Source organism: Amaricoccus sp. (genome assembly GCF_017993425.1).
Lineage (GTDB): Bacteria > Pseudomonadota > Alphaproteobacteria > Rhodobacterales > Rhodobacteraceae > Amaricoccus.
This window is the reverse complement of sequence record NZ_JAGOMQ010000017.1, coordinates 39,421-64,980: the sequence shown is the minus strand read 5'-3', so window position 1 is coordinate 64,980 and position 25,560 is coordinate 39,421. Positions and strand designations below refer to the sequence as shown.

23 protein-coding genes and 1 pseudogene are annotated in these 25,560 nt (G+C 72.4%); 12 read left to right on the top strand and 12 right to left on the bottom strand.

The window, feature by feature from the left end; translation table 11 throughout:
• Positions 1–8: 8 nt before the first annotated feature.
• Both KBB57_RS10060 and KBB57_RS10055 read right to left on the bottom strand, forming a co-directional pair.
• On the bottom strand, positions 9–1,466 hold the full coding sequence (locus KBB57_RS10060) for a sugar ABC transporter ATP-binding protein (protein ID WP_290749391.1): 1,458 nt from the start codon (positions 1,464–1,466) through the stop codon (positions 9–11).
• A gap of 67 nt (positions 1,467–1,533) precedes the next feature.
• Complete coding sequence (locus tag KBB57_RS10055; protein WP_290749388.1) at positions 1,534–2,589, bottom strand: sugar ABC transporter substrate-binding protein; 1,056 nt, start codon at positions 2,587–2,589, stop codon at positions 1,534–1,536.
• Between the two features lie 319 nt (positions 2,590–2,908).
• On the opposite strand from KBB57_RS10055, the gene mtnK reads away from it, so the two are divergent.
• The gene (gene mtnK / locus KBB57_RS10050) at positions 2,909–4,168 is read left to right on the top strand and encodes an S-methyl-5-thioribose kinase (RefSeq protein WP_290749386.1); all 1,260 of its coding nucleotides are present in this window, start codon (positions 2,909–2,911) and stop codon (positions 4,166–4,168) included.
• Positions 4,169–4,316: 148 nt separating this feature from the next.
• Here the strand turns inward: mtnK and KBB57_RS10045 are convergent, their stop codons facing one another.
• Positions 4,317–5,954 carry an alpha-glucosidase gene (locus KBB57_RS10045; RefSeq protein ID WP_290749383.1) on the bottom strand — a complete coding sequence of 546 codons (1,638 nt, stop codon included), beginning with the start codon at positions 5,952–5,954 and terminating at the stop codon, positions 4,317–4,319.
• Positions 5,955–6,095: 141 nt separating this feature from the next.
• Here KBB57_RS10045 and KBB57_RS10040 point away from each other — a divergent pair, with 141 nt between their 5' ends.
• The 4 genes from KBB57_RS10040 (at position 6,096) to KBB57_RS10025 (ending at position 8,594) form a co-directional block, all read left to right on the top strand.
• Entirely contained in the window at positions 6,096–6,620 is a 525-nt protein-coding gene (locus tag KBB57_RS10040; RefSeq protein ID WP_290749381.1) for a hypothetical protein, read from the top strand.
• A 93-nt stretch (positions 6,621–6,713) separates the two neighbouring features.
• Positions 6,714–6,920, top strand: coding sequence for a hypothetical protein (locus tag KBB57_RS10035; RefSeq protein ID WP_290749378.1), 207 nt, complete (start codon positions 6,714–6,716; stop codon positions 6,918–6,920).
• A gap of 140 nt (positions 6,921–7,060) precedes the next feature.
• Entirely contained in the window at positions 7,061–7,681 is a 621-nt protein-coding gene (parA, locus tag KBB57_RS10030) for a ParA family partition ATPase (RefSeq protein WP_290749375.1), read from the top strand.
• A gap of 55 nt (positions 7,682–7,736) precedes the next feature.
• A complete protein-coding gene (locus tag KBB57_RS10025; RefSeq protein WP_290749374.1) occupies positions 7,737–8,594 on the top strand; it encodes an amidohydrolase in 858 nt (285 codons plus the stop codon).
• A 423-nt stretch (positions 8,595–9,017) separates the two neighbouring features.
• Here KBB57_RS10025 and KBB57_RS10020 read toward each other — a convergent pair whose 3' ends face one another.
• Together KBB57_RS10020 and KBB57_RS10015 are read right to left on the bottom strand one after the other, a co-directional pair.
• Complete coding sequence (locus tag KBB57_RS10020) at positions 9,018–9,278, bottom strand: hypothetical protein (protein WP_290749371.1); 261 nt, start codon at positions 9,276–9,278, stop codon at positions 9,018–9,020.
• Between the two features lie 111 nt (positions 9,279–9,389).
• Positions 9,390–9,827 (bottom strand): universal stress protein, encoded by a 438-nt coding sequence (locus tag KBB57_RS10015; protein WP_290749369.1) that lies wholly within the window; start codon positions 9,825–9,827, stop codon positions 9,390–9,392.
• 130 nt (positions 9,828–9,957) lie between these two features.
• Between KBB57_RS10015 and KBB57_RS10010 the strand changes: the two genes are divergently transcribed.
• The 5 genes from KBB57_RS10010 to KBB57_RS09990 are packed head-to-tail and all read left to right on the top strand — an operon-like array spanning position 9,958 to position 13,685.
• Positions 9,958–11,250 (top strand): adenylosuccinate synthase, encoded by a 1,293-nt coding sequence (locus KBB57_RS10010; RefSeq protein WP_290749367.1) that lies wholly within the window; start codon positions 9,958–9,960, stop codon positions 11,248–11,250.
• Positions 11,247–11,492 (top strand): DUF2842 domain-containing protein, encoded by a 246-nt coding sequence (locus KBB57_RS10005; protein ID WP_290749365.1) that lies wholly within the window; start codon positions 11,247–11,249, stop codon positions 11,490–11,492. The genes KBB57_RS10010 and KBB57_RS10005 overlap by 4 nt, the downstream gene beginning before the upstream one ends.
• Positions 11,493–11,515: 23 nt before the next feature.
• Positions 11,516–11,965 carry a CreA family protein gene (locus KBB57_RS10000; protein WP_367272673.1) on the top strand — a complete coding sequence of 150 codons (450 nt, stop codon included), beginning with the start codon at positions 11,516–11,518 and terminating at the stop codon, positions 11,963–11,965.
• Positions 11,962–12,636, top strand: coding sequence for a thiamine diphosphokinase (locus KBB57_RS09995; RefSeq protein ID WP_290749363.1), 675 nt, complete (start codon positions 11,962–11,964; stop codon positions 12,634–12,636). The genes KBB57_RS10000 and KBB57_RS09995 overlap by 4 nt, the downstream gene beginning before the upstream one ends.
• The gene (locus KBB57_RS09990; protein ID WP_290749361.1) at positions 12,633–13,685 is read left to right on the top strand and encodes an AbrB family transcriptional regulator; all 1,053 of its coding nucleotides are present in this window, start codon (positions 12,633–12,635) and stop codon (positions 13,683–13,685) included. The genes KBB57_RS09995 and KBB57_RS09990 overlap by 4 nt, the downstream gene beginning before the upstream one ends.
• A 496-nt stretch (positions 13,686–14,181) precedes the next feature.
• On the opposite strand, the gene KBB57_RS09985 is transcribed toward KBB57_RS09990, so the two are convergent.
• The 6 genes from KBB57_RS09985 to recA all read right to left on the bottom strand — a co-directional run bounded on the left by KBB57_RS09985 (position 14,182) and on the right by recA (position 21,806).
• Complete coding sequence (locus KBB57_RS09985) at positions 14,182–15,660, bottom strand: carboxypeptidase M32 (RefSeq protein ID WP_290749359.1); 1,479 nt, start codon at positions 15,658–15,660, stop codon at positions 14,182–14,184.
• A 69-nt stretch (positions 15,661–15,729) separates the two neighbouring features.
• Positions 15,730–16,371, bottom strand: coding sequence for a L,D-transpeptidase (locus tag KBB57_RS09980; RefSeq protein ID WP_290749357.1), 642 nt, complete (start codon positions 16,369–16,371; stop codon positions 15,730–15,732).
• A gap of 133 nt (positions 16,372–16,504) precedes the next feature.
• Positions 16,505–17,470: a Gfo/Idh/MocA family oxidoreductase gene (locus KBB57_RS09975; RefSeq protein ID WP_290749355.1), complete on the bottom strand. Its 966-nt coding sequence runs from the start codon at positions 17,468–17,470 to the stop codon at positions 16,505–16,507.
• 37 nt (positions 17,471–17,507) lie between these two features.
• On the bottom strand, positions 17,508–17,798 hold the full coding sequence (locus tag KBB57_RS09970; protein ID WP_290749354.1) for a DUF1330 domain-containing protein: 291 nt from the start codon (positions 17,796–17,798) through the stop codon (positions 17,508–17,510).
• Positions 17,799–17,809: 11 nt separating this feature from the next.
• The gene (gene alaS / locus KBB57_RS09965; protein WP_290749351.1) at positions 17,810–20,467 is read right to left on the bottom strand and encodes an alanine--tRNA ligase; all 2,658 of its coding nucleotides are present in this window, start codon (positions 20,465–20,467) and stop codon (positions 17,810–17,812) included.
• 274 nt (positions 20,468–20,741) lie between these two features.
• On the bottom strand, positions 20,742–21,806 hold the full coding sequence (gene recA / locus KBB57_RS09960) for a recombinase RecA (protein ID WP_290749349.1): 1,065 nt from the start codon (positions 21,804–21,806) through the stop codon (positions 20,742–20,744).
• A gap of 204 nt (positions 21,807–22,010) precedes the next feature.
• Here recA and KBB57_RS09955 point away from each other — a divergent pair, with 204 nt between their 5' ends.
• The gene (locus KBB57_RS09955) at positions 22,011–22,583 is read left to right on the top strand and encodes an NADPH-dependent FMN reductase (protein ID WP_290749347.1); all 573 of its coding nucleotides are present in this window, start codon (positions 22,011–22,013) and stop codon (positions 22,581–22,583) included.
• A 37-nt stretch (positions 22,584–22,620) separates the two neighbouring features.
• Positions 22,621–22,926 (top strand): annotated as a pseudogene (locus KBB57_RS09950) (DUF488 domain-containing protein); the annotation flags it as partial.
• Positions 22,927–23,278: 352 nt separating this feature from the next.
• Here KBB57_RS09950 and KBB57_RS09945 read toward each other — a convergent pair.
• Positions 23,279–25,519, bottom strand: coding sequence for an ATP-binding protein (locus tag KBB57_RS09945; RefSeq protein WP_290749345.1), 2,241 nt, complete (start codon positions 25,517–25,519; stop codon positions 23,279–23,281).
• Positions 25,520–25,560 lie beyond the last annotated feature (41 nt).

The window sequence follows — 25,560 nt, the reverse complement described above, 5'->3', positions numbered from 1 at the left end:
GCGTCCCGTCAGGCGGCTGCGAGGAGGTCGGACTTGGTGATGCGGCCGGAGGCGAACTCGGCGCTCGCCGCGCCGCGCCGCATCACCGTGACGCGGTCGGCCAGCGTCAGGATGGTCTCGGGCTCGGTCGAGAGGACGAGGATCGCCACCCCGCGGTCGCGCAGCGACTTCAGGATGCGGATCACGTCCTCCTTGGCGCCGACGTCCATGCCGCGGGTGGGCTCGACGAGGATCAGCACCTTGGGCAGGAAGGTCAGCCACTTCGCCAGCGCGACCTTCTGCTGGTTGCCGCCGGAGAGCGAGCCGAGCGGGATGCCGGGCTTCGGCGGGCGGATCTGCAGGTCGCGGACGTGCCCGGCGGCGATCTCGCGCTCGCGGCCGGGGCGGAGCAGGACGCGGGAGATGCGGTCGAGGATGGCGATCGAGACGTTCTTGTAGACCGGCTCGGTGCGGAACAGCATCATCCGCCGGTTCTCGGGCAAGAAGGCGATGCCGGCGCCGCGGGCGGCCGAGGTGGTGCGCAGCCGCACCGGGGCGCCGTCGAGCGCCACCTCGCCGCCGGAGAGCTTCAGCTTGCCGAAGAGCGCCCGGGCGAGCTCGATCTGGCCGCAGCCCATGAAACCGTAGACGCCGGTGATCTCGCCCTTGCGCAGGCTGATGGAGAAATGGTCCAGCGCCCGGCCGAGGCTGGCGTCGCGGACCTCGAGCGCCACCGGGCGGCTGTCGTCCCCGGCGAGGTCGGCGGCCTCGCCCATGTGCATCTCGGCCATGTGGCGGCCGATCATGTGGCCGATGACCGCCGCCTTGTCGAGATTGGCCACGTCCTCCGTCACCACCTTGCGGCCGTTGCGGAAGACGGTCACCCGGTCGGAGATCGCCAGCACGTCGTCGAGGAAATGCGAGATGAACACCACCGCCTTGCCCTCGGCCTTGAGGCGGCGGAGCACCTCGAAGAGCCGGGCGACCTCCGGCGGCGACAGCGCCGAGGTGGGCTCGTCGAGGATGAGGATGCGCGCCCCGGAGAACAGCACGCGGCTGAGCTCGACGAGCTGCTGGAGGCCGACGGGCAGCGCCCCCATGCGGGTGCGCGGGTCGATGTCGAGGCCGAGGCTGGCGATCTGGCGCCGGGCCTCGGCGTTCATGCGGGCCCAGTCGACCGTGCCCATCGCCGTGAGCGGGTGGGCGCCGAGGAAGACGTTCTCCGCCACCGAGAGGTCGGCGACGGTCGAGAGCTCCTGGTGGACCATGCCGACGCCCTCGGCGAGCGCGTCGCGCGGCGAGCGCAGGCGGACCTCGCGGCCGTCGATGCGCATCACGCCCTCGTAGTCGGTATGCACCCCGGCGATGATCTTCATCGTCGTCGACTTGCCGGCGCCGTTCTCGCCGACGAGGCCGTGGATCTCGCCGGCCAGGAGCTCGAAATCGACGTCGCGCAGCGCGGCGACGCCGCCGAAGGACTTCGACACTGCGGACAACTCAAGAAGGGGCGGCTGCGCGCCGCCCCCGTATGCGGCCTGGTCGGGCACCTGACGACTACATCAGGAACTGCTTCTGGAGCCAGAGCTGGCCCTCGGCGGTCTCGGCGGTGACCACCGGGCCGTCGGCGAGGATCGAGACGGGGATGCCCGCCTGCGCCTTGCCGCCCGCCGCGACCGCCGCCACGCCCGCCGCCACCGACCAGCCATGGATGCGGCAGGAGGGGTTGCGCACCGTGGTGACCATCACCCCGTCGATGACCGCGTTCACCGCCGGCGGCATCGCGTCGACGCCGGCGAGCTTGATGCCCTCCCGCTGCTTCGACTTGATGACGTTGAAGGCGGCGAGCGCCATGTCGTCGTTGTGGAAGAAGGCGCCGGCGATCTCCGGGTTCTGGGTCAGGACCGAGTCCCAGATGCGCGCGACCTTGGTCACGTCCCAGTCGGCCGGCTCCTCGTTGAGGACCTTCACGTCCGGGTAGTTGGCGACGACCTGCTGGAAGCCCTTGGCGCGGCCCTGCGCGCCCGAATGGCCGAGCGCGCCCTGGGTCATCACCACGTTGCCCTTGCCGCCGATCGACTTCATCAGCGCCTCGGTGGCGACGGCGCCCATCATCACGTTGTCGGGCGCGATGAAGGTGGTGATGTCGATGGTGCCCGGCGGCGCGATCAGCGTGTCCATGGCGACGACCGGGATGCCGGCCTCGATCATGCGGTTGACCGGGTCGGTCAGCGTGCCGATGCCGAAGCTCTGGATCGCCACGAAGTCCCAGGGCTGCGAGGCCATGTTGTCGATGGCGGCGCGCTGCTTGGTGGCCGCGAGCTCGCCGTCGAACCAGGTGATCTCGACGTTCATCAGCTTGCCCCAGGCCTCGGCGGCCTGCTTGCCCTGCGCGCACCAGGTCGCCTGGAGGCCGGCGTTCGAGAACGCGGCCTTGAGCGGCTTCGACGCGGCGTTCAGCTCCTGGGCGAGCGCCGGGCTGAAGCCCGCGCTGGCGAGGAGCGCGCCGGCGACGGAGCCCGCGCCGAACAGCCGGAGCGCGTCGCGGCGGGAGGCGCCGACCTCGCCGATCTCCTGAAGGGCCGCGTCGTCGCGGACGATCTTGTCGGTCATGGCCTCACCCTCGCCCGCTGGCGGCGAAGCGGACAGGCCGCGTCGAGACACGGTTCATGCAATCCTCCCTGGGAGCGGGGCCTTCGCGCCCCTTGGTCACCGACGGCTTTTCGCGCCGCCGACGCGGAGTAAATCACCGGCCGGCGGCGCGGGTCAACGCGGATTCTGGCCTTTCGGAGAGGTTGCTTAAACGTTTCCACCGGCGCGGCGCCGCGCGCCGCCGCCGATCCGCGCCCGATCCCCCCGCCCGAGCGGATTGACAACGCGCCGGCGCCGGGGCGAGCCTCGGCGCCCGTCCACCCGAGCCCCCGCGAGCGCCATGGAACCCTACGCCCCCCTCACCCCCGAGACGATTCCCGCGCGGCTCGGCGCCCTCCCGGCGCTCGCCGCGCTGATCGGTCCGGATCCGGCGGCGTGGCGGGCAGTCGAGGTCGGCGACGGCAACCTCAACCTCGTCTTCATCGTCAGCGGACCCGCCGGCAAGGCGATCGCCAAGCAGGCGCTTCCTTACGTGCGGCTGGTCGGCGAGAGCTGGCCGCTGCCGCTGGAGCGCTCGTGGTTCGAGTGGAACGCGCTCACGCGGCAGGCGGCGCGCGCGCCCGGGTCGGTCCCGGTCGTCCACCACTTCGACCGCGGGCAGGCGCTTCTCGTGATGGACTTCCTCGAGGACCACGTGATCCTGCGCAAGAGCCTGATCGCCGGGGTCGAGCATCCCGGCCTCGGCGAGTTCCTCGGGCTCTTCTGCGCGCGGACGCTGTTCCGCTCCTCCGACCTCTCGATGCCGACCGCGGAGAAGAAGGCCGACGTGGCGCTCTTCGCCGGCAACGTGGCGCTGATGGACATCACCGAGGCGCTGGTCTTCACCGATCCGTACTGGCACGCGCCGCTCAACCGGCACACGCCCGGGCTCGAGGCGCTGGTCGCCGAGCTGCGCGCCGATGCGGGCCTGAAGATCGCCGCCCAGCACCTGAAATGGGCCTACACCTCGAACGCCGAGGCGCTGCTGCATGGCGACCTGCATACCGGCTCGATCATGGCGGTGGGGGACCGGATCTCGGTGATCGACCCGGAATTCGCCTCCTACGGCCCGATGGGCTTCGACGTCGGCATGCTGATCGCCAACTTCCTGATGGCCTATCACGCGCAATCCGGCCACGAGGGCGCGCCGGGCGAGCGCGACGCCTACCGCGACTGGATCCTCGGGGTGGCGGCGGAAATCTGGGACGTGTTCGCCGCGGAGTTCGCGCGGCTCTGGCGGAGCGAGCGGCGCGGCATCCTCTACCCGGCGGCGCTCTACGAGGACCAGGGCCAGCCCGAGGCGGCCGAGCGCGCGCTCGCCGAGCGCCTCTCCGCCATCTGGACCGACGCGCTCGGCTTCTGCGGGGTGGAGATCCACCGCCGCATCCTCGGCCTCGCCCACAACGCCGACTTCGAGACCATCGCCGGCGAAGCCCGGCGGGCGGCCTGCGAGGCCCCCGCCCTCCGCCTCGGCCGCGCGCTGGTCCACGGCCGCCACGCCATCGCCACGATGGCCGAGGTCTGCGCCCTCGCCCGCCGCGAGGAGGCCGCCGGAAGCTGACGCCCCACCGCCTCCCAGGCCGCAGGCAGGAAGTAAACCTTCATTGACAAAGGATTGACGCCTCCGAGTTTCGTATTTTATTACAAAGACTTGATCCCGGTATCACGCGTGCAACGCGCCTTTGGACATGCGGGTTTCCATCTCCCTTTCAGCCCCGGTAGCTCACCCGCGGCTCGCCCTCGCCCGTCGGCGCGAGGAAGGCGAAGCCGTTCGCGCCGAGCGTCAGCGTGCGGTCGAGGAGGCCCGCGGCCTGGCTCGGGTCGTCGGCGGAGAGCGCGAGGCCCTTCACCCGCACCGCCCGCGTCTCCGCCGAGAGGTTGAACACGCAGGCGAGGCCCGACCCCTCGCCCTGCCGCAGGAAGGCGAGCACCGGCTCGTCGGCGCGGAAGAACCGCGTCCCCCCGCCGACCAGCTCCGGCCGCGACCGGCGGAACGCGAGCATCCGGCGATAGAACGCCAGCACCGAGCCCGGGTCGGCCTCCTGCCCGGCGACGTGCCGCGCCGCCTGCGGCGCCTTGACCGGCAGCCACGGCTTGCCGGCGCTGAAGCCCGCATTGGCGCTCTCGCCGTCCCAGGGCATCGGCGTCCGGCAGCCGTCGCGGCCTTTGTATTCCGGCCAGAAGCGGATCCCCGGCGGGTCGGTCAGCTCCTCCAGCTCCAGCTCGCTCTCCGGCAGCCCGAGCTCCTCGCCCTGGTAGAGGCAGACCGAGCCCTGCAGCGACAGCAGCAGCGCCGCCGCCTGCCGCGCCAGCGCGTCCGCGTCGGCGGCGTGGGGGAGCCAGCGGCTGGCGTGACGGATCACGTCGTGGTTGGAGAAGCTCCAGCACGGGCAGCCGTCCGGCGCCGCCTTGTAGAACCGCTCCACCGCCTTGCGGAAATGCCGCGCCGTGAAGGGCGCGCCCAGAAGCTCGAAGGAATAGGCCATGTGCAGCCGCTTCGCGCCGCGGGTGTAGTCGGCCATGATCTCGATGGCCCGCGCCCCGCTCTCGCCGACCTCGCCGACCGTGGTCCGCGCCTCGTAGTGGTCCATCAGCGTGCGGATCCGCTTGAGGAAGCCGACGTTCTCCGGCTGGGTCTTGTCGCGCAGGTGCTCCTGCATCTCGTAGGGATTGACCGGCGGCAGCGCCGCGTCGCGCGCCGCCGGCGGGTTCGGGCGCAGCTTCCTGTCGTGGAAGTAGTAGTTCACCGTGTCGAAGCGGAACCCGTCGACGCCGCGCTCCAGCCAGAACCGCAGCACCTCCAGCACGGCGTCCTGCACCGCCGGGGTGTGGAAGTTGAGGTCCGGCTGGCTCGCGAGGAAGTTGTGCAGGTAGTATTGCCGCCGCCGCGTGTCCCACTCCCACGCCGGCCCGCCGAACACCGAGGCCCAGTTGTTGGGCGGCCCGCCGTCCGGCCGCGGATCGGCCCAGACATACCAGTCCGCCCGCGGGTTGTCGCGATCGGCCCGGCTCTCCTTGAACCACACATGCTGGTCGGACGTGTGGCTCAGCACCTGGTCGATGACGACCTTCAGCCCCAGCGCATGCGCCCGCCCGACCAGCCGGTCGAAATCCGCGAGCGTCCCGAACAGCGGATCGACGCCGGTATAGTCGGAGACGTCGTAGCCCATGTCCGCCATCGGCGAGGGAAAGATCGGCGACAGCCACACCGCATCCGCCCCGAGCCGCGCCACATGCTCCAGCCGCTCGACGATCCCCGGCAGGTCCCCCACCCCGTCGCCGTTCGAATCCTGAAACGACCGGGGGTAGATCTGGTAGATCACCGCCCCGCGCCACCACTCCGTCATCGGGTTCTCCCGCGGCCGATTTCCGTCCTTCTATAGACCGGCGTTCCCGTCGCGCGCCATCTCTCCCGACAGGCGGCGACGTCTTGCGGCGCAGACCGGCCCGGTCGATGCTGCCTGATGAACGGCGCCGGGAGACCCGCATTGGCGATCGACCTCGCATCCATTCCGGGATCGGCAGAGCGCAGGCGCCTGGCCCGGTCGCTCGCCGCGGGCATCGATCCATGGGACCTGACGGATCTCGACGCCGTGTTCGCGAGTGTGCAGGTCGTCGCGGAGGACGGTCCCGCGAGCGTGTTGCTGATCCAGCGCCTGCGCGACGCCGGGGCGCTGCAGACGCTCGCGGCGATCCGGGACCGGGCCACGGATGCCGTCCTGTTGCTGGAGCGCAGCGCCCGCAGGCAGGAGGCGGTCGCGGCCGGCGCGAGCGAGGCGGTGCGCCTCGTCGGCATCGGCGTCCTCGTGTTCGGCGCGACCTCCGGGATCCACGCCTTCGGCGTATGGACCGCGGTCCTGCTGGTGATCGGCTTCGGCGTCACTGTCGCGGGCAGCGCCGAGGTGGAGCGCGGCAAGACGGCCGCCGCCGGCGAGCTCTTCCGCGCCGCGGCGCTCGCGCGGCTCGTGGCCCTGATCGACGGCAGCTGGCCGACCCCGCGGGTGGCCTGGTAGGAGGCGAGCCACGCCGTGGGCGCGCATCCTTCGTTCACGGACGTTGGATTATTGGTGGGGAAGGACTAGAGTAACCAGCGGAGGCGCTGAACCATGCTTGTGTCGCAGGACATCCTTGCCGCGATCGTCGGGCCGGCCGCAATGCTGGCGCTGGCGGGCTATTTCTGGCGTCGATCCGTGCAGGCGCGTCGCGCCGTCAGCGCCTCGGTGGCGCCGGACGCCCTCTCCGAGGGCTTCGGCGAGGCCGTCGGCGGCACGCGCCTCACGGCGCCGGCCCCGCGAAAGCGCGAGATCGCCTGATCTCGTCCGTCTATCGTCGCCTGCCACGGACCGGGGTCGCCTGCCCGCAAGGCGAGCGACCGGATTTTGACTGTCCGCCTTTTCATCCCGGGCGATTCGCCTAGAGTGCCGCGCAACAACCAGAAGGAGAAGGGCGGGACATGGGCAGCATCATCACCTTCGCACAGCAGAAGGGGGGCGCCGGCAAGACCACGGTGCTCGCCCATCTCGCCGCCGCCTGGAGCGAGGCGGGGCGTCGGGTGGCGCTGATCGACCTCGACCCGCAGCGCTCGCTGACCCGCTGGGCCGGGCTGCGCGCCGACCCCAGGGTCGACCTCATCGAGAGCCGCGACTACCGCGCCGCCGCCGACATGAAGGCGGCGAAGCGCAGCCACGACTTCGTGCTGGTCGACTGCCCGGGCGCCGCGTCGAACCTGCTCGACGCCGCGGTGCGCGAGAGCGACCTCGTCATCGCGCCGTGCCAGCCCTCGGTGATGGACGTCTGGGCGACCGCGAGCGTCATCGACACCACGCGCCGCCTCAAGACCCCGCTCCGCATCCTGCTCAACCGCTTCCCGCCGCGCTCCGGCTCGGTCGAGGAGGCGATCGCCGCGCTCGGCGAGGCGCAGGCGCAGCTGATGACCACGCGCCTCGGCAACCGGGTGGCGTTCTCGCAGGCGGTGCTCACCGGCCGCACCGCCCCCGAGCTCGCCCGCCGCTCCGCCGCCGCGGCCGAGATCGCCGCGCTCCGCGACGAGGTCGAGGCCGCGCTCGCCACCTGACGCGCGGACCGCACGCAAGGGCGCGCCGCCGGCGCGACCCCGGGGGGAGAGAGCCATGCCCGACTTTCCGATCGTCGACGCCCATGTCCACCTCTACGACCTCGCCGAGGTGGAGATCGGCTGGCTCGCGGGCGCCCCGGCGATCAACCGCAGCCACGGCCTCGCCGACTTCGACGCCGCCCGCGGGCCGGTCGCGGTCGAGCGGCTGGTCTTCGCCGAGGTGGCGGTCGACGCCGGCCACGGGCTCGCCGAGGCGCGCTGGGCGCAGGGGATCGCCGCGGGCGACCCCCGCCTCGGCGCCATCGTCGCCCATGCCCCGGTCGAGTTCGGCGCCCGCGTCGAGCCGACGCTCGAGGCGCTGGCGGAGCTGCCCGCCGTCCGCGGCGTCCGCCGGCTGATCCAGACCGAGGCCGATCCCTCCGTCGTGCTCACGCCCGACTTCCTCGACGGGGTGCGCCGCCTCGCCCGCCACGGGCTCAGCTTCGACATCTGCATCAAGCACTGGCAGATGGCCTACGCGATCGAGCTCGTGCGCCGCTGCCCCGAGGTCGCCTTCATCCTCGACCACATCGGCAAGCCCGACATCCGCCACGGGATGCGCGAGCCCTGGTGGAGCGGGATCGCCACGATGGCGGCGCTGCCGAACGTGGTCTGCAAGGTCTCCGGCGTCATCACCGAGGCCGACCCGTCGAGCTGGACGCCGGCCGCGATCCGCCCCTGGGTCGAGCGCACGCTCGAGGCCTTCGGCGCCGACCGCTGCATGTTCGGCAGCGACTGGACGGTCTCGGAGCTGACCCACCGCTACCCCGAATGGGTGGCGATCCTCGACGACATCCTCGCCGCCGCCAGCGAGACGGAACGCCGCGCCTTCTGGCGCGACACCGCGCTCCGCGCCTACCGCATCGACGCCTGAGGGGTTTCCCCAGCGGCAAGCCCTTACCGCGACGGCGCCCGCCGGGTGATACCAGCTTCGGCTGTTCAGCTCCCGACCTTCCCTCCCCGCGTCGCCGCCCCTCCCCAGCGGCGAGGTCCGTCCCGCGACGGCGCCCGCCGGGTGACATGCGCATGTCACCCGGCTCGACGCGGAGCGTTAGCGGCGGGGACGGCGGAACATCGAAGTGAGTCACACGGCGCCGCGAAATGCGGCGCTGATAACGATGCAATGATTTTCACCGTTCATATTCAAAATATTTCGAAATATATTCGCGCGCAAATTCAAAAATCTCACAATCAGCCAGCATATCTCCAGATCAACAAACTACTGGCCGGATCAACCTCAAACCACCCGGCCCCACCGCTCACCCATGAACACAGATCACCCCTCCGCCACGACCCGCTACCCCGCCGGCGCGTCCGTCCCGAGCAGCAGCCCGACCAGCGCGGCGCGGCTGCGCGCGCCGGTCTTGTCGAACATGCGCTGGAGCTGGGTGCGCAGCGTGTTGACGCTGACCCCCGCCCCGGCGGCGATCGCGCCAAGGTCGCGGCCCTCGAGGAGGCCCAGCGCCAGCCGGGTCTGCGCGGGCGACAGGCGGAACACCCCGGCCGCCGCGCGCAGCCGGCGCGCCAGCATCGCCGCGTCGTCGAAGGCGACCAGCACGCGGCCGCCGCGGGAGGGCTCGGGAGCGATCCTCGCAGGTCCGAAGCCGTGAGCGACGAGAGACGCGACGCGATCCCTCGCCGTCGCCCGTCGAGGCAGGCAGCGCGCTCCCTAGCGGATGACCAGCACCGGCCGGGTAGTGGTGGAAAGCAGCTTCGAGGTCTGGCTCCCCAGCACCATCGCCGTCACCCCGCGCCGACCGTGCGAGGAGATGACGATCAGGTCCGCCCCGACCTCGTCCGCCGCCGCGCTGATCTCGACGTAAGGATGGTCCGACCGCCGCACCAGCGACGACGCCTCCACCCCCGCCGCCCGCGCCTTCGCCTCGGCGCCGGCGAGGATCTCGGCGGCGCGCTTCGCGGTGTCGGCGTTGTAGGCCTCGACGCTCTCGGCGATCTGCGCCGGGCTGTAGGCGATCAGGTGGAAATGCTCGATCACCGTCACGAAGGTGATCCGCGCCCCGATCTGCGCCGCGAGCTCCACGCCCCGGTCCACCGCCGCGGTGGCGAGATCCGACCCGTCGGTCGGGATGACGAGATGCCTGAACATGCGATGCCCCTCCGGTCCTGCCGCTCCGTCATGCCCGATCCGCGCCCGCGGATCCACCCGGCCGATTTCCGGTTCCCGCCGCCGGGCCGCGCCGATATAACCCGCCGCGGACAAAGGCCGGGGGACACCAATGGGCAACGTCGCGGTCGTCGGCGCGCAGTGGGGCGACGAGGGCAAGGGCAAGATCGTCGACTGGCTCTCCGAGCGCGCCGACGTCATCGCCCGCTTCCAGGGCGGCCACAACGCCGGCCACACCCTCGTCGTCGACGGCAAGGTCTACAAGCTGTCGCTGCTCCCCTCCGGCATCGTCCGGCCGGGCAAGCTCAGCGTCATCGGCAACGGCGTGGTGCTCGACCCCTGGGCGCTGCTGGCCGAGATCGGCCGGCTCGCCGAGCTCGGCGTGGAGGTGACGCCGAAAAACCTGATGATCGCCGAGAACACGCCCCTGATCCTGCCGCTCCACCAGGACCTCGACCGCCTGCGCGAGGAGGCCGCCGGCGCGGCGAAGATCGGCACCACCGGCCGCGGCATCGGCCCGGCCTACGAGGACAAGGTCGGCCGCCGCACCGTGCGCGTCGCCGACCTCGGCGACGAGGCGACGCTCGACACCCGCCTCGACCGGCTCTTCGCCCACCACGACGCGCTCCGCCGCGGCCTCGGCGCGCCGCCCTTCGACCGCGACGAGCTGCGCGCGAAGCTCATCGAGGTCGCGCCGCGGATCCTGCCCTTCGCCGGCCCGGTCTGGCGCACGCTGGAGACCAAGCGCCGCCAGGGCCGCCGCATCCTCTTCGAGGGCGCCCAGGGCGCGCTCCTCGACATCGACTTCGGCACCTACCCCTACGTCACCTCCTCGAACACGCTCGCCGGCATGGCCGCGGCCGGCACCGGCATGGGCCCGGGCGCGGTCGGCTTCGTCCTCGCCATCGTCAAGGCCTACACCACCCGCGTCGGCGAGGGCCCCTTCCCGGCCGAGCTGACCGACGAGATCGGCCAGCGCCTCGGCGAGCGCGGCCACGAGTTCGGCACCGTCACCGGGCGCAAGCGCCGCTGCGGCTGGTTCGACGCGGTGCTCGTGCGCCAGACCTGCACCACCTCCGGCGCCAAGGGCATCGCGCTGACCAAGCTCGACGTGCTCGACGGCTTCGAGGAGCTGAGGATCTGCGTCGCCTACGAGCTCGACGGCCAGCGCATCGACCACCTGCCCACCGCCGCCGCCCAGCAGGCGCGGGTGAAGCCGGTCTACGAGACGATGAAGGGCTGGTCGCAGACCACCGCCGGCGCCCGCTCCTGGGCCGACCTGCCGGCGCAGGCGATCAAGTATGTCCGCCGCATCGAGGAGCTGATCGGCTGCCCCGTCGCCATGCTGTCGACGAGCCCGGAGCGCGAGGACACCATCCTCGTCACCGACCCCTTCGCGGCGTGAGGCGGCTCTCCCGCAAGGCGCGCGTCCGCTGGGCGCTCGTCATCCTCCTCGTCGGGCTGCCGCTCTACATCGCCGCCGCGACGACGCTGGTCGGGCTCTTCGACCGGCCCCCTGTCGCGGTCGAGCTGTTGATCTACGTGGCGCTCGGGATCATCTGGGCATTGCCGTTCCGCGCCGTGTTCCTCGGCCTGGGACGCGAGGACCCGGACGACGACCCCGACGGGCCGGGCAAGGGACGCTGAGGAGGACGGACATGCGCGCGACGATGCTGGCGGCGGCGGCCGCGATCGCCTGGGGCGCCTGCGGCGCCGCCCCGGCCGAGGAGGTCGGCGAGGTCACCACCGCCTTCAAGATCCTCGGCGCCAACCACCGCATCGTCATCGAGGCCTTCGACGACCCCAAGGTCGAGGGCGTCGCCTGCTACGTCAGCCGGGCGCGGACGGGGGGCATCTCCGGCTCGCTCGGGCTCGCCGAGGACACCTCCGACGCCTCGATCGCCTGCCGCCAGGTCGGGCCGATCCACTTCCGCGGCGAGCTCGAGGACGGCGAGGAGGTGTTCGGCCGCCGCGCCAGCGTGCTCTTCAAGCGCATCCAGGTGGTGCGCTTCTTCGACGAGGCGAGGAACGTGCTCGTCTACCTCACGTATTCCGACAAGCTGATCGACGGCTCGCCGCAGAACGCCATCTCGGCCGTCGCCATCGCGCCCTGGAGTTGAGCGCCCCCCTCGTCAGCTCGGACGCGCCGGTCACGCTGGTCGGCGGCGGCCCGGTCGATCCGGCGCAGCTCGCGCAGGCGCTCGCCCTCGCGCCGCTCGCCGTCGCCGCCGACGGCGGCGGCGACCTGGCGCTGCCGGGCGGGCGCGACTTCGCGGCGGTGATCGGCGACATGGATTCGGTCCGCGACCTCGCCGCCCTCGCCGCCCGCGGCGTCGCCATCCACCCGAGCGACGACCAGGACACCACCGACCTCGAGAAATGCCTCGCCGCCATCCGCGCGCCGCTCGTCCTCGGCCTCGGCTTCCTGCACGGCCGCATCGACCACCAGCTCGCCGCGATGAACGCGCTGGTGCGCTGGCCGGCGCCCCCGGCCATCCTGATCGGCGGCGAGGATCTCGCGTTCCGCTGTCCGCCCCGCCTCGCGCTCGACCTGCCCGCCGGGATGCGCGTCTCGCTCTTCCCGATGGCGCCCGCCACCGGCCTCGCCTGCGAGGGCCTGCGCTGGACGGTCGCCGGCCGCACGCTCGCCCCCGACGCCCGCATCGGCACCTCCAACGAGGCCACCGGCGGCCCGCTCCGCCTCGCCTTCGACGGCCCCGCGATGCTGGTGATCCTCCCCGTCGAGACGCTCCCCCGGGTCATCGACTGCCTCCTTGCGGAGCTGCCGTGAGGAATTCGCCCGGGATTCTCCTCGCCATCGCCATCGCCGCGCCCGCCGCGCCGGCCGCCGTGGCGATCGGCGCGCCGCTCCCCTGGCTCCTCGGCCCGATGATCGCCTCGGCCGCCGCGGCGATGGCGGGCCTCGCGCCCTTCGGCGTCGCGCCGCGGATGCCGGCCTGGAGCCGGCCGGTGTTCACCCCGGTGATCGGCGTCGGCGTCGGCGCGACCGTCACCCCGCAGATCCTCGACCAGGCCGCGCGCTGGTGGCCGAGCCTGATCGGCGTCGCGGTCTTCGTCGTGCTGACGCAGCTCGCCGGCTACGCCGTCCTGCGCCGGCTCGGCGGCTTCGACCGGCCGACGGCGTTCTTCGCCGCCAGCCCCGGTGGGCTGGTCGATTCCGTGCTGCTCGGCGAATCCCGCGGCGGCGACACCGCGACGATGGCGACGATGCACCTGACCCGCATCGCCATCGCCGTCGCGGCGGTGCCGCTGATCCTCACCTTCGTCGCCACCGCCGAGGGCCGCCCCCCGCACGCGCCCGACGCCGCCGGCCTGCCCGGCCCCGTCGACGCGGCGCTGCTGCTGCTCTGCGCCCTCGGCGGCGCGCTCCTCGCCGTGCGGGTGCGCATGCCGGCCGGGGTGATGCTCGGGCCGTTCCTCGCCAGCGCCGCGCTGCACCTCTCCGGCCTCTCGGCGGCGCAGGTCCCCGTGCTCGTCGTCCACGTCGCGCAGATGGTGGTGGGCTCGATGCTCGGCCTGCGCTTCTCCGGCGTCGCCCATCGCGACCTCGTCCGCGGCTTCGGCCTCACCCTCGTCACCACCGCGGTCTCGGTCGGCCTCGCCGGCGCCTTCGCGCTCGGGCTCGACCGCCTCGTACCGGCCACCGCCTCGGCGATCTTCCTCGCCTTCTCCCCCGGCGGCATCGCCGAGATGGGTCTCGTGGCGATCTCCCTCGGCATCGAGCCCGCCTTCGTCATCGTCCACCACCTCGCCCGCATCATCCTGACCGTCTCGCTCGCCCCCCTCCTCTACGACCGCCTCATCGCCCCCCGCCCCTGACCCGCCCCGGCGAGCGCGCCCGGCAATCGGTCCGGCGCAGGGCCGCCGCGGACAGGGCCACGCTCCAAGGATCGACCGGCGGCGGCGTCTCGCCTCGCGACGGCTCCCGCAGGTTGACATGCGCATGTCAACCTGCTCGACGCGGAGCGGTCGGGGCAGAGAGGACGCAAGCTTCAAGTGAGTCGAACGACGCCGCGAAATGCGGCGCTGATAACTGTGCAATGATTTTCACCGTTTATATTCAAAATATTTAGAAATATACTTGCGCACAAAAAATATCATCGAGATACCGCCCGTTCGCATCTGCTCTGATCTCGCCCAAAAGCACCACGGGCGATTGGCCGTGAGGGCGCACGGCGCTGGAGTCGTGTCACGCGGACAAGCGAGGAACAGGCGCAAAACGATTCCTGCGTTTCAATAGAATCAATGGCTTGGCTAATATTCACGCGTGAACACGCCTGCGCCCCGCCGCGCGGCCGCCAGCTGCTCGGCCGGCCTACAACCCGTAGAGCGGCTCGAACTTCGCCCGGAGCGCGGCCACCAGCGCCTCCGGCCGCGCCTCCCGCCCCGCCGCCTCGGCGATCAGCCGCCCCGGCGGCAGCATCCGCCCCCGCCGGTGGATCCGCGGCCGCAGCCACTCCAGCGCCGGCCCGAGGTCCCCCGTCGCCACCCGCGCGTCGAGGTCCCCCACCTCCGCCCGCAGCGCCCCGTCCAGCGCCGCCGCATAGACGTTGCCGAAGGTATAGGTCGGGAAGTACCCGAACGCCCCGAACGACCAGTGCACGTCCTGCAGCGCCCCCTGCGCCGCGTCCGGCGGCCGCATTCCGAAATCCTGCTCGAACCGGTCATCCCACGCCGCCTCCAGCCCGTCGACGTCGAGATCCCCCGCCAGCAGCGCCCGCTCGAGATCGAAGCGCAGCATGACGTGGAGGTTGTAGTGGACCTCGTCCGCCTCGGTGCGGATGAACCCGGTCTCCACCCGGTTCACCGCCCGGAAGAGCGCGTCCGGCCCGTCGAGCGACAGCTCCCCGAAGGCCTCGACCATCTGCGGATGGAGCCACTCCGCGAACGCCCGGCTCCGCCCGATCTGGTTCTCGTAGAGCCGCGACTGGCTCTCGTGCACCCCCATCGACGCGAACTGCCCCGCCGGCGTCAGCCCGGTCTCCGGGTCGAGCCCCTGCTCGTAGAGCGCATGGCCCATCTCGTGGATCGTGCTGTAGATGCTGCCGAGCGGGTCCGCCTCGTCGACCCGCGTGGTGATCCGCACGTCCCCGAGCGTCCCCGAGCACGAGGGATGCGCCGCGAGGTCGATCCGTCCCGCCTCCCACTCGTACCCGAGCGCCCCCGCGATCTTCCGCGACAGCGCGATCTGCCGCTCCTTCGGGAACCGCCCCTCCAGCCGCGGCGCCTCGACCCCGCTCGCCGCGATCCGCCCCCGCAGATCCACCAGCCCCGGCCGCAGCGCCCCGAACAGCTCCGCCGCGGCCGCCGCCGTCATCCCCGGCTCGTGCTCGTCGAGGAGCGCGTCGTAGCCGCTCACCCCCTCGCGCGCGAGGCACGCCGCCTCGTTCCGCTTCAGCCGCACCACCCGGTCGAGCGCCGGCGCGAAATCCGCGAAAAGCCGCGCCGCCCGCGCCCGCTCCCACACCGTCTGCGCCTCGGCGCAGGTCGCCGCCAGCTCCGCCGCCAGCGCCGCCGGCACCCGCGTCGCCCGCCCGTGGATCCGCCGCGCCTCCGCCACCTGCACCGCCGTCGCCGCGTCCGGCCCCGCCGCCTCGGCCGCCTCCGCCGCCTCCGCGAGCGCCGGGTCCGCCTCCAGCGCGTGCAGCGCCCGCGCCACCGCGCCGGCCTCCTCCGCCCGCTGCGCCGCCCCCCGCCGCGGCATCTGCGTCTCCATGTCCCAGCCGAGCAGGCGCGCCACCCGCTCCATCGCGGCGATGCGGCGCAGGTGGTCGTTCAGGGCGGCTGTGGTCACGGGCAGGGGCTCCTCGGTTGCGCCGCCCCGTCTAGCACCGGGAAACGGCGTTGTCCCGAGGCCCCGCGGTCAGATGACGACGACCCTCGCCCCGGTCTCGACCCGCTCGTAGAGGTCGATCACGTCCTGGTTCAGCATCCGGAAGCAGCCCGACGACGCCGCCCAGCCGATCGACTTCGGCTGGTTGGTCCCGTGGATGCGATAGCCGGAATCGTGCCCGTCGAAATAGATGTAGAGCGCCCGCGCCCCGAGCGGGTTCTGCGGCCCGCCCGGCATCCCGCCCGCCCATTTCGCCAGCGAGGGATCGCGCGCGATCATCTCCGGCGGCGGCGTCCAGCCCGGCCAGCGCGCCGTCCGCGCGACATAGCCCGCGCCCGTCCAGCCGAAGCCCTCGCGCCCGACCGCGATCCCGTAGCGCGTCGCCATCCCGTCGGGCTCGACCAGGTAGAGGAACGGCCCCTTGGTGTCGATGACGATCGTCCCCGGCGCCTCGGTCGTGGCGTAGGGCACGCGGTTGCGCAGCAGCGCCGGGTGGAACGCCGCGACGTCGATCGCCGCCAGCATCCGCCCGCCGTCGTTCCGCGCCGCATAGACCGCCGGATCCACGGGCGTGATCTCCGGCGGCGGCGTCGTCACCGCGACGTCCTCCGGCACGCACCCCATTGTCAGCAGCGCCGCGAGCAGCGTCGCGGCCAGTCCCCGTCCCGTCATCTCACGGTTCCCCCTGTGGATAGGCTGCACCGAATCGACCGCCCCCGCAAGGGAGGCCGCCGGCGCGCCGATTCGCGCCGGCCTCCGACGGTTAGCCACGGGGGCTTTCGGGGGGCTGAATCCGCGGAGGGGGTCAGGCCGGCCCGGCGGCCGCGTAGATCATGTCGATCATCGCCTGGTTCCCCCGCGAGAACTCCAGCGGGCAGGCATAGGGCGCGCCGTCGAGCACCGCGGCGTTGAAGGCCTCCGCCTGCGCCAGGTACTGGTCCGACCGCGGAAACCGCTCCAGCGTCGCCACCGCGTCGCCGCCGCGCAGCTCCAGCACCGCGTCGCCATAGGCCCCGGCGTTGAACGGCGCATGGACGGAAAGCCAGCCCTTGTCGCCGTGGAAGGTCATCGCCTGCCGCAGCGCCATCCGCATCGACACGTAGAAGTCGAGCCGGAAGTCCGGGAACGTCGCCTGCACCCGCGCCGTCGCATCGATCCCCCGGTGCCAGTCGATCTCGGCCGCGACCGAGACCGGCTCCGCCCCGGTGACGAACCGCGTGGTCACGCACGGATAGACCCCGATGTCGCGCAGCGCGCCGCCGCCGAGCTCGGGCATGTTGCGGATGTTGTCGGGATCGTCGTTGAAGAACGAGAACGCCCCCTGCACCTGCCTCAGCCGGCCGATCCCGCCGCCCCGGACGATCTCGCGGGCGCGGATCCATTGCGGGTGATGCGTCACCATGAACGCCTCGGCGGCGACGAGGCCGGTGCGGTTGCGGAGCGCGATCAGCCCGTCGATCTCGCGCGCATCGAGCGCGATCGGCTTCTCGCAGAGCACGTGCTTGCCGGCGGTCAGCGCCTTGGCCGTCCAGGTCACGTGGTCGCCGTTCGGCAGCGGGATGTAGACCGCGTCCACGCCCTCGTCGGCGAGCAGCGCCTCGTAGCTTGCGTGCGTCCGCGCGCCATAGGGCGCGGCCAGCGCCTCGGCCTTGCCCGGCGTGCGGCTCGCCACCGCGACGAGGTCGCCCCGCGCGCTCGAATGCAGCGCCGGCGCCACCCATTCCCGGGCGATCTTGCCCGCGCCGAGAATGCCCCAGCGGACCCGTTCCATGCAGTCTCTCCCTGTCGTCGGCCGTTCGGCCCGTTCTTCAGCCCTCGACGCCCGCCACCACGACGAGGTCGCGCTCCGAAGCGCCCTTCGCATGCGCCAGCGCCGCCTGGTAGGCCTCGGAGCGATAGCACGCCTCGGCCGCGGCGATGTCGGGGAACTCCACCACGACGTTGCGCGCCCGGTCCCTGCCCTCGAGCTGCACATGGGCCCCGCCGCGGGCGAGGAATTTCCCGCCATGCGCCGCGATCGCCGGGCCGGCGAGTTTCGCGTAGCGGCCATAGGCCTCGTCGTTCGTCACGCTGACATGCGCGATCCAGTAGGCTGGCATCTTCTCTCTCCTCAGGCTTCCAGCAGGGCCCGCGCCGCGGCGATGGCCTCGGGGGCCTTGCTCGCGTCCGCGCCGCCGGCCTGCGCCATGTCGGGCCGGCCGCCGCCGCCCTTGCCGCCGAGCGCCTCGGCCGCGACCCGCACGAGGTCGACCGCCGAGATCCGGCCCGTCAGGTCGGCGGTGACGCCCGCGGCCACCGCGGCCCGGTCGCCGGTGTCGGCGACGAGCAGCACCACGCCGGACTTCAGCTGCGCCTTGTGCTCGTCGATCAGCCCGCGCAGGTCCTTGCCGGAGACGCCGGTCAGCGCGCGGGCGAGGAAGCTCACGCCCTTCACCGTCTCGGGCGCCGCCTCGCCGCCGCCCCCGCGCGCGAGCGCCGCCTTGCGGCGGAGGTCGGCCACCTCCTGCGTCAGCGCCTTGCGCTCGTCGAGGAGCGCCCGGATGCGCTCGGCCAGCTCGTCGGGGCGGGCGCGCAGCAGGCCCGCCGCCTCGGCGAGCGCGGCGATATCGCCCGCGGTATGGGCGCGGGCCGCCTCGCCGGTCAGCGCCTCGACGCGCCGCACGCCGCTCGCCGAGGCGGTCTCCGAGGTCAGGCGGAAGGCGCCGATGTCGCCGGTGCGCGACACATGGGTGCCGCCGCAGAGCTCCAGCGAATAGGTCTCGCCGCGCGGCCCCACGCCGGAGCCGGGGCTGGTCCCCATCGAGACGACCCGCACCTCCTCGCCGTACTTCTCGCCGAAGAGCGCCCGGGCGCCGATCTTCTCGGCGGCGTCGGGCGTCATGATGCGGGTGTCGACCTGGGTGTTCTGCCGCACGAAGGCGTTGACCTCGGCCTCGACCGCCGCGAGCTCCGCCGGGGTCATCGCCCTGCCGTGGGTGAAATCGAAGCGCAGCCGGTCCGGCGCGACGAGGCTGCCGCGCTGGGCGACGTGGTCGCCGAGCGTCCGGCGCAGCGCCTCGTGCAGCAGGTGGGTCGCCGAGTGATGCGCCCGGATGGCGCTCCGCCGCTCGTGGTCGACCGCAAGCTCCGCCGCCGCGCCGCGCACGAGCCGGCCGCTCTCGACGCGTCCCTCGTGGACGAAGAGGCCGGCGCGCTTCCTCACGTCGGTGATCGCCACTTTCGCCGCGTCGGTGCGCAGCGTGCCCGCGTCGCCGACCTGGCCGCCGGATTCGCCGTAGAACGGCGTCTGGTTCAGCACGATCTGGACGGTCTCGCCCGCCTCGGCCGCGTCGACCTCGGCGCCGTCGCGGACGAGCGCCGCGACCTGGCCCTCGGAGGTCTCGGTGTCGTAGCCGAGGAACTCCGTCGGCCCGAGCCGCTCGGCCAGCGTCAGCCAGATCGCCCCCTCCGCCGCCTCGCCCGAGCCCGCCCAGGCGGCGCGGGCGCGGGCCTTCTGCTCCGCCATCGCCGCCTCGAAGCCGGCGACGTCGACGGCGCGGCCCTGCTCGCGCAGCGCGTCCTGGGTCAGGTCGAGCGGAAAGCCGTAAGTGTCGTAGAGCCGGAACGCCGCCTCGCCGGGCAGCGCGCCGCCCTCGGGCAGGCGGCCGACCTCGTCGTCGAGGAGCTTCAGCCCACGGTCGAGCGTGGTCTTGAACCGGGTCTCCTCGAGCTGCAGCGTCTCCTCGATCAGCGGCCGCGCCCGGACCAGCTCCGGGAAGGCCTGGCCCATCTGCTGCACCAGCGCCGGCGCCAGCCGCCACATCACCGGGTCCTGCGCGCCGAGCAGGTGCGCGTGGCGCATGGCGCGGCGCATGATCCGGCGCAGCACGTAGCCGCGGCCCTCGTTCGAGGGCAGCACCCCGTCGGCGATCAGGAACGACGTCGAGCGCAGGTGGTCTGCGATCACCCGGCAATGCACCTTGCCCGGCCCGTCCGGGTCGGCGTTCGTCGCATGCGCCGTCGCCTCGATCAGCGCCCGCATCAGGTCGGTGTCGTAGTTGTCGTGCTTGCCCTGCAGCACCGCGCCGACGCGCTCGAGCCCCATGCCGGTGTCGATCGACGGCCGCGGCAGGGGCGTGCGCGAGCCGTCCTCGTGGCTCTCGTACTGCATGAAGACGAGGTTCCAGATCTCGATGAACCGGTCGCCGTCCTCGTCCGGGCTCCCCGGCGGCCCGCCCGCCACGCCCGGCCCGTGGTCGTAGAAGATCTCCGAGCACGGCCCGCAGGGGCCGGTCGGCCCCATCATCCAGAAATTGTCCGAGGTGGCGATGCGGATGATCCGCTCCTCCGGCAGGCCGGCGACCTTGCGCCACAGGGCCGCCGCCGCCTCGTCGTCGTGGTAGACCGTGACGAGGAGCTTGTCCTTCGGCAGCCCGAACCCGCGGGTCAGCAGGTCCCAGGCGTAGGGGATGGCGCTCTCCTTGAAATAGTCCCCGAAGGAGAAGTTCCCCAGCATCTCGAAGAAGGTGTGGTGCCGCGCCGTGTAGCCCACGTTGTCGAGGTCGTTGTGCTTGCCGCCGGCGCGGACGCACTTCTGGCTGGTGGTGGCGCGGACGTAGTCGCGGTGCTCCGGCCCGGTGAACAGGTTCTTGAACTGCACCATGCCCGAGTTGGTGAACATCAGCGTCGGGTCGTTGCGCGGCACCAGCGGCGAGCTCTCGACCACCCGGTGGTCGTTCTGCGCGAAATGGTCGAGGAAGGTCGATCGGATGTCGTTCAGGCTCGCCATGGGCTCTTCCGTTCGCGCAGGAATGACCGGTCCGCAGCGAGGCGGCCCGTCGGTTTCGCTACCGTTAGCGCCGCCGCCCGGTGCTGTCCACGCTCGGCGGAGGCGCGCCCGCGCAGCGTCCCACAGCGGGACGCTGATTAAGCTATTGAAACATATATCACGATCTTCCCGCAATCCGGTCCGCGGACGCGGGCTTGGCGGGGGCGCTTCTCGCGCCGCCGCCCGGACGAGGGGGGCTCGATGCCCCCGAGGCCGGCCTCCCTCCGAAGGCGGTTCAGTCGTCGAGGACCTCGGCCGATTCCTCGGCCGTCATGCCGAAGTCGAGGCCGTGGGCGGCGCGGATCTTGTCCTCGATCGCCCAGGCGATGTCGGGATTGTCCTTGAGGAAGGTCTTGGCGTTCTCCCGCCCCTGGCCGATGCGCTGGTCGGCGAAGGAGTACCAGGCCCCCGACTTCTCCACCACGCCGGCCTTGACCCCGAGGTCGATCAGCTCGCCGCGCTTGGAGATGCCCTCGCCGTACATGATGTCGAACTCGACCTGCCGGAACGGCGGGGCGACCTTGTTCTTCACCACCTTCACGCGCGTGGAGTTGCCCACCACCTCGTCGCGGTCCTTGATCGCGCCGATCCGGCGGATGTCGAGCCGCACGCTCGCGTAGAACTTCAGCGCGTTGCCGCCCGAGGTCGTCTCGGGGCTGCCGAACATCACGCCAATCTTCATGCGGATCTGGTTGATGAAGATCACCATGCAGTTCGACCGCGAGATCGCCGCGGTGAGCTTGCGCATCGCCTGGCTCATCAGCCGGGCCTGGGCGCCGACCTGCGCCTCGCCCATCTCGCCCTCGAGCTCGGACTTCGGCGTCAGCGCCGCGACCGAGTCGACCACCACCACCGAGACCGCGCCGGAACGCACCAGCGTCTCGGTGATCTCGAGCGCCTGCTCGCCGGTGTCGGGCTGGCTGATCAGCAGCTCGTCGATGTTGACGCCGACCTTCTTCGCATAGGCCGGGTCGAGCGCGTGCTCGGCGTCGACGAAGGCGCAGACGCCGCCGGCGCGCTGCTCCTCGGCCAGCACGTGCAGCGCCAGCGTCGTCTTGCCCGAGCTTTCCGGCCCGTAGATCTCGATGATCCGCCCCTTGGGCAGGCCGCCGATGCCGAGCGCGATGTCGAGGCCGATCGAGCCGGTCGAGATCGCCTCGATGTCGAGCGCCGGCGTCGCGCCGAGCCGCATGATCGAGCCCTTGCCGAAGCTGCGCTCGATCTGCGCCAGCGCCGATTCCAGCGCCTTCTGCTTGTCCATGCCGCGTCTTTCGGAGAAGTCCACCACGGGAGAGCTCATCTCGTGCCCCTATATTCCACACCTGTCGGATCGCGGCAATCCGGGCAGACCGTTCATGCCTTGTTCTCGCTCCCCACACTTGGGGAAAAACAGGAACATTGCAACGCAAATCTTCAAGGCTCGCCCGACGCTCGGCGCGAAACCCTAACGTTTGGTGAACCGCGGCTTCCGCGCCATACTCGCGCCGGCAGCAAGGAGAACGCCATGTCCAACTATCGCGTCGGCTATCTCGTCGGAAGCCTCGCCAAGGGGTCGATCAACCGCAAGCTCGCCCGCGCGCTGGTGCGGCTGGCCCCGGCCGAGCTGGTGATGACCGAGATCGGCTTCGCCGACCTGCCCCTCTACTCCTACGACTACGACAAGGACTTCCCCGCCCCGGCGCGCGCCTACAAGGAGGCGCTTGCCGCACAGGAGGCCTTCGTGTTCGTCACGCCGGAATACAACCGCTCGATCCCCGGCGGGCTCAAGAACGCGCTGGACTGGGGGACGCGCCCCTACGGGCAGAACGCCTTCTCGCGCAAGCCCGCGGGGGTGATCGGCACCTCGCCCGGCATGATCGGCACCGCGCTCGCCCAGCAGAGCCTGCGCGGCGTGCTCAACTTCTGCGGCGCGCCGCTGATGACCACGATGGAGGCCTACCTGCAATTCAAGCCGGGCCTGATCACCGACGAGGGCGAGGTGACCAACCCGGACACCGAGAAGTTCCTCAAGAGCTGGATCGACGAGTTCGCCGCCTTCGTCGAGCGCGTCTACACGGCCCTGCCGCGGCCCGCGTGATGGCGCGGATCGGGCTCCGCCGGGCGAGGACGAGGGCTGGCGGGTGCTCGTCGACCGGCTCTGGCCGCGCGGCGTGGCCAAGGCGCGGCTCGGCATGGACGAATGGGCGAAGGACGTGGCCCCGAGCGACGCGCTCCGCCGCTGGTTCGGCCACGATCCGGCGCGCTGGGACGAGTTCCGCCGCCGCTACCTCGCGGAGATCGCGGCGAGCCCCGGGCCCTTCGACGCGCTGCTCGCGCGGGCGGAGGCCGGTCCGGCGACGCTGCTCTACGCGGCGCACGACCTGGAGCACAACAACGCCGTGGTGCTGCGGGACGCGCTGGAGGAGCGGCTGGCAAGGTAGCCGGGCGGGGGGCGGGGCGGGGCGCCCTCCTGCGGGTGCCGGCCTGTGGCCGGGACGCCCGCGCGATCCGGCGCGGCGCCGCCCGTCCGCGGCGGGGCCGGGTCCGTTCCGGGGGCGGCGTCCTGCCGGCGATCGCCTCGGCGCAGCGCCCCGCCCATTGCCCTGCCCCGGCGATCGCGCCGGGGCCAGGGCGGCGTCGCAAGGGGGGCATCGGCGCGCCTGGCGACTGTGGAGAAGCGCGCGTCAGGCGGCGGCGGGCAAGGGGGCGCGGAAGAGCACGCCGGTGCGCACGATCCCGGGGCGAAGCGAGCCGCCCGACCCCGACGGACGAGCCGGCGACGCCGGGCCCCGTTCACCCCTCCAGCGTCTCCTTCACCCGCTGGGTCAGCTCGTTGAGCGTGAAGGGCTTGGGCATGAACCCCGCGCCCGGGACGCCGCTGTCGCCGCCGACGAAGGCGTCCTCGGCATAGCCCGACATGAAGATCACCTTGGTCCCCGGCCGCGCCTTCTGCGCCTCGCGCACCCAGGCCGGGCCGTCGAGGCCGGGCATGATCACGTCGGAGAGCATGATGTCGACGTGGAGGCCGGGATCCGCGAGGATCTCCAGCGCCGCCTCGCCCGAGCCCGCCTCGAGCACGGTGTAGCCGCGCAGGCGCAGCGCCCGCGCGGCGAAGCTCCGCACCGGATCCTCGTCCTCGACCAGCAGTACGAGACCGCGGCCCGTGAGGTCGCGCGGACGGCGCGGCTCCGGCTCCGGCGCGGCCGCCGGCTCGACCTTGTCGTAGGCGGGCAGGTAGATGGTGAAGACCGCGCCCTGCCCCGGCGGACTGTCGGCGAAGATGAAGCCGCCGGTCTGCTTGACGATGCCGTAGGCGGTCGAAAGGCCGAGGCCGGTGCCCTCGCCGACCTGCTTCGTCGTGTAGAAGGGCTCGAAGATCTTGTTGAGCTTGCCCTCGGGGATGCCGGTGCCGCTGTCGGCGACCTCGATCACCACGTAGTCGCCGGGCAGCACCACCGCCCGGTCGCGGTGCAGATCCTGCTCCAGCCGCAGGTTGCGCGTGGCGATGCGCACCTCGCCGCCGCGCGGCATGGCGTCGCGGGCGTTGACGACGAGGTTCATGATCACCTGCTCGATCTGGCGCTCGTCGACGCGCACCGGCCAGAGGTCGGGCCCGTGCGAGATGCGCAAGGTGACCTTGTCGGTCAGGAGCCGGTTCAGCAGGTGGGTGAGCTCGGAGAGCGTGTCCTGCAAGTTGATGATCGTGGGACGCAGGGTCTGCTTGCGCGAGAAGGCGAGGAGCTGGCGGACGAGCGCCGCGGCGCGGTTGGCGTTCTGGCGGATCTGCATCAGGTCGCCATGCTCGACGTCGGCGACGTCGTGGCGCATCAGCAGCAGGTCGCAATGGCCGTTGATCGCGGTCAGCAGGTTGTTGAAGTCGTGGGCGACGCCGCCGGCGAGCTGGCCCACGGCCTGCATCTTCTGGCTCTGCACGAACTGCGCCTCCAGCGTCTTCAGCTCGGTCGCGTCGGAGAGCACGGCGAGGAGCGAGGGGGCGCCGTCGAGCATGGTGCGGGTGAAGGCGACCTGCAGGAAGATCTCCTGGCCGTCGACCATGCCGCGGGCGACCTCGGAGCGGCCGAGGGCGCGGCCGCGCAGCGTGTCGGCGAGGCGCTCGGCGATCGGGCGGCCGAGCCCCTCGATCAGCTCGGCGATGTTCGCGCCCGGCTCGGCCCGCGGCCCGAGCAGCGCCCGCGCCGCGGTGTTGGCGTAGGTGAGCCGGCCGGTCGTCTCCAGCCGGGCGAGCGCCACCGGCAGGTCCTCGAGGAAGTGGTCGGGCACGAGGCCCGAGACCTCGGCGACGTCGAGCGGGATCAGCAGCACGTCGCGCGTGCCGTCCTCGCCCGGCATGACCACGGCGCGGGCGGCGCGGCCGGAGCTCGCCAGCGAGTGGACGCCGTCGGCGCGAAGCGGCGGGTCGGCGACCAGCGCCTCGACCCGCGTCGCGCCGGGGGCCAGCGCCTCGGCGGCGGCGTTGGCGGCGAGGATGCGGCCCTCGGCGTCGATTCGAAGCCAGGGCGCCCCCGCCCCGGCGAGGCCCGGCGTCGCCGTCCCGGGCAGCCGCTCGATCCGCCAGAGCAGGCTGCGGCGGCCGTGGCGGGTCGCCACCACGCGCTGGCCGGGGTCGAGCGCCGGCTCGGCGGCGACGCCGTTGGCGCGGGCCTCGCGGGCCAGGCGGTAGAGGCTCGCCCGCGGGTCCTCGCACCACGGCGCGAGCAGCGGCCCGGACGCCGCCATGCGCTCCGCGACGGGATTTCGCGCCGCGACGCGGCCCTGGAAGTCGGTGACGAAGACCGGCTCCGCGCAGGCCTCGAACTGCGGCAGCCCGCGCCGGCCCGCGCTTCCGCTCTCGACGAGCCCCACGCGCTGCGCGGCGACGTAGCCGCCGAAGATCAGCACCGCCGCAGCGATTCCGGCGGGGGCCGCCACGCCGCCGCCCGCCGCCGCCACCGCCGCCCCGGCGAGGAGGCCCGTCGCCGCCAGGGCGAAGCCGCCCGCGCGGCCGTCGATCAGGTTCTGCGTCTCGTCGCTCACGTCCGCCGTCCCGTCCATCCGCCGACACACGGGCGCCGAGA

Bases quoted from the DNA above. Each gene is read 5' to 3' on its own strand.
- mtnK (WP_290749386.1), top strand. From the start codon at position 2,909: ATGGAACCCTACGCCCCCCTCACCCCCGAGACGATTCCCGCGCGGCTC.
- KBB57_RS09980 (WP_290749357.1), bottom strand. From the start codon at position 16,371: ATGACGGGACGGGGACTGGCCGCGACGCTGCTCGCGGCGCTGCTGACA.
- KBB57_RS09955 (WP_290749347.1), top strand. From the start codon at position 22,011: ATGTCCAACTATCGCGTCGGCTATCTCGTCGGAAGCCTCGCCAAGGGG.
- recA (WP_290749349.1), bottom strand. From the start codon at position 21,806: ATGAGCTCTCCCGTGGTGGACTTCTCCGAAAGACGCGGCATGGACAAG.
- KBB57_RS10045 (WP_290749383.1), bottom strand. From the start codon at position 5,954: ATGACGGAGTGGTGGCGCGGGGCGGTGATCTACCAGATCTACCCCCGG.
- alaS (WP_290749351.1), bottom strand. From the start codon at position 20,467: ATGGCGAGCCTGAACGACATCCGATCGACCTTCCTCGACCATTTCGCG.
- KBB57_RS10000 (WP_367272673.1), top strand. From the start codon at position 11,516: ATGCTGGCGGCGGCGGCCGCGATCGCCTGGGGCGCCTGCGGCGCCGCC.
- KBB57_RS10025 (WP_290749374.1), top strand. From the start codon at position 7,737: ATGCCCGACTTTCCGATCGTCGACGCCCATGTCCACCTCTACGACCTC.
- KBB57_RS10055 (WP_290749388.1), bottom strand. From the start codon at position 2,589: ATGACCGACAAGATCGTCCGCGACGACGCGGCCCTTCAGGAGATCGGC.
- KBB57_RS10035 (WP_290749378.1), top strand. From the start codon at position 6,714: ATGCTTGTGTCGCAGGACATCCTTGCCGCGATCGTCGGGCCGGCCGCA.
- KBB57_RS09975 (WP_290749355.1), bottom strand. From the start codon at position 17,470: ATGGAACGGGTCCGCTGGGGCATTCTCGGCGCGGGCAAGATCGCCCGG.
- KBB57_RS10010 (WP_290749367.1), top strand. From the start codon at position 9,958: ATGGGCAACGTCGCGGTCGTCGGCGCGCAGTGGGGCGACGAGGGCAAG.
- KBB57_RS09970 (WP_290749354.1), bottom strand. From the start codon at position 17,798: ATGCCAGCCTACTGGATCGCGCATGTCAGCGTGACGAACGACGAGGCC.
- KBB57_RS10015 (WP_290749369.1), bottom strand. From the start codon at position 9,827: ATGTTCAGGCATCTCGTCATCCCGACCGACGGGTCGGATCTCGCCACC.
- parA (WP_290749375.1), top strand. From the start codon at position 7,061: ATGGGCAGCATCATCACCTTCGCACAGCAGAAGGGGGGCGCCGGCAAG.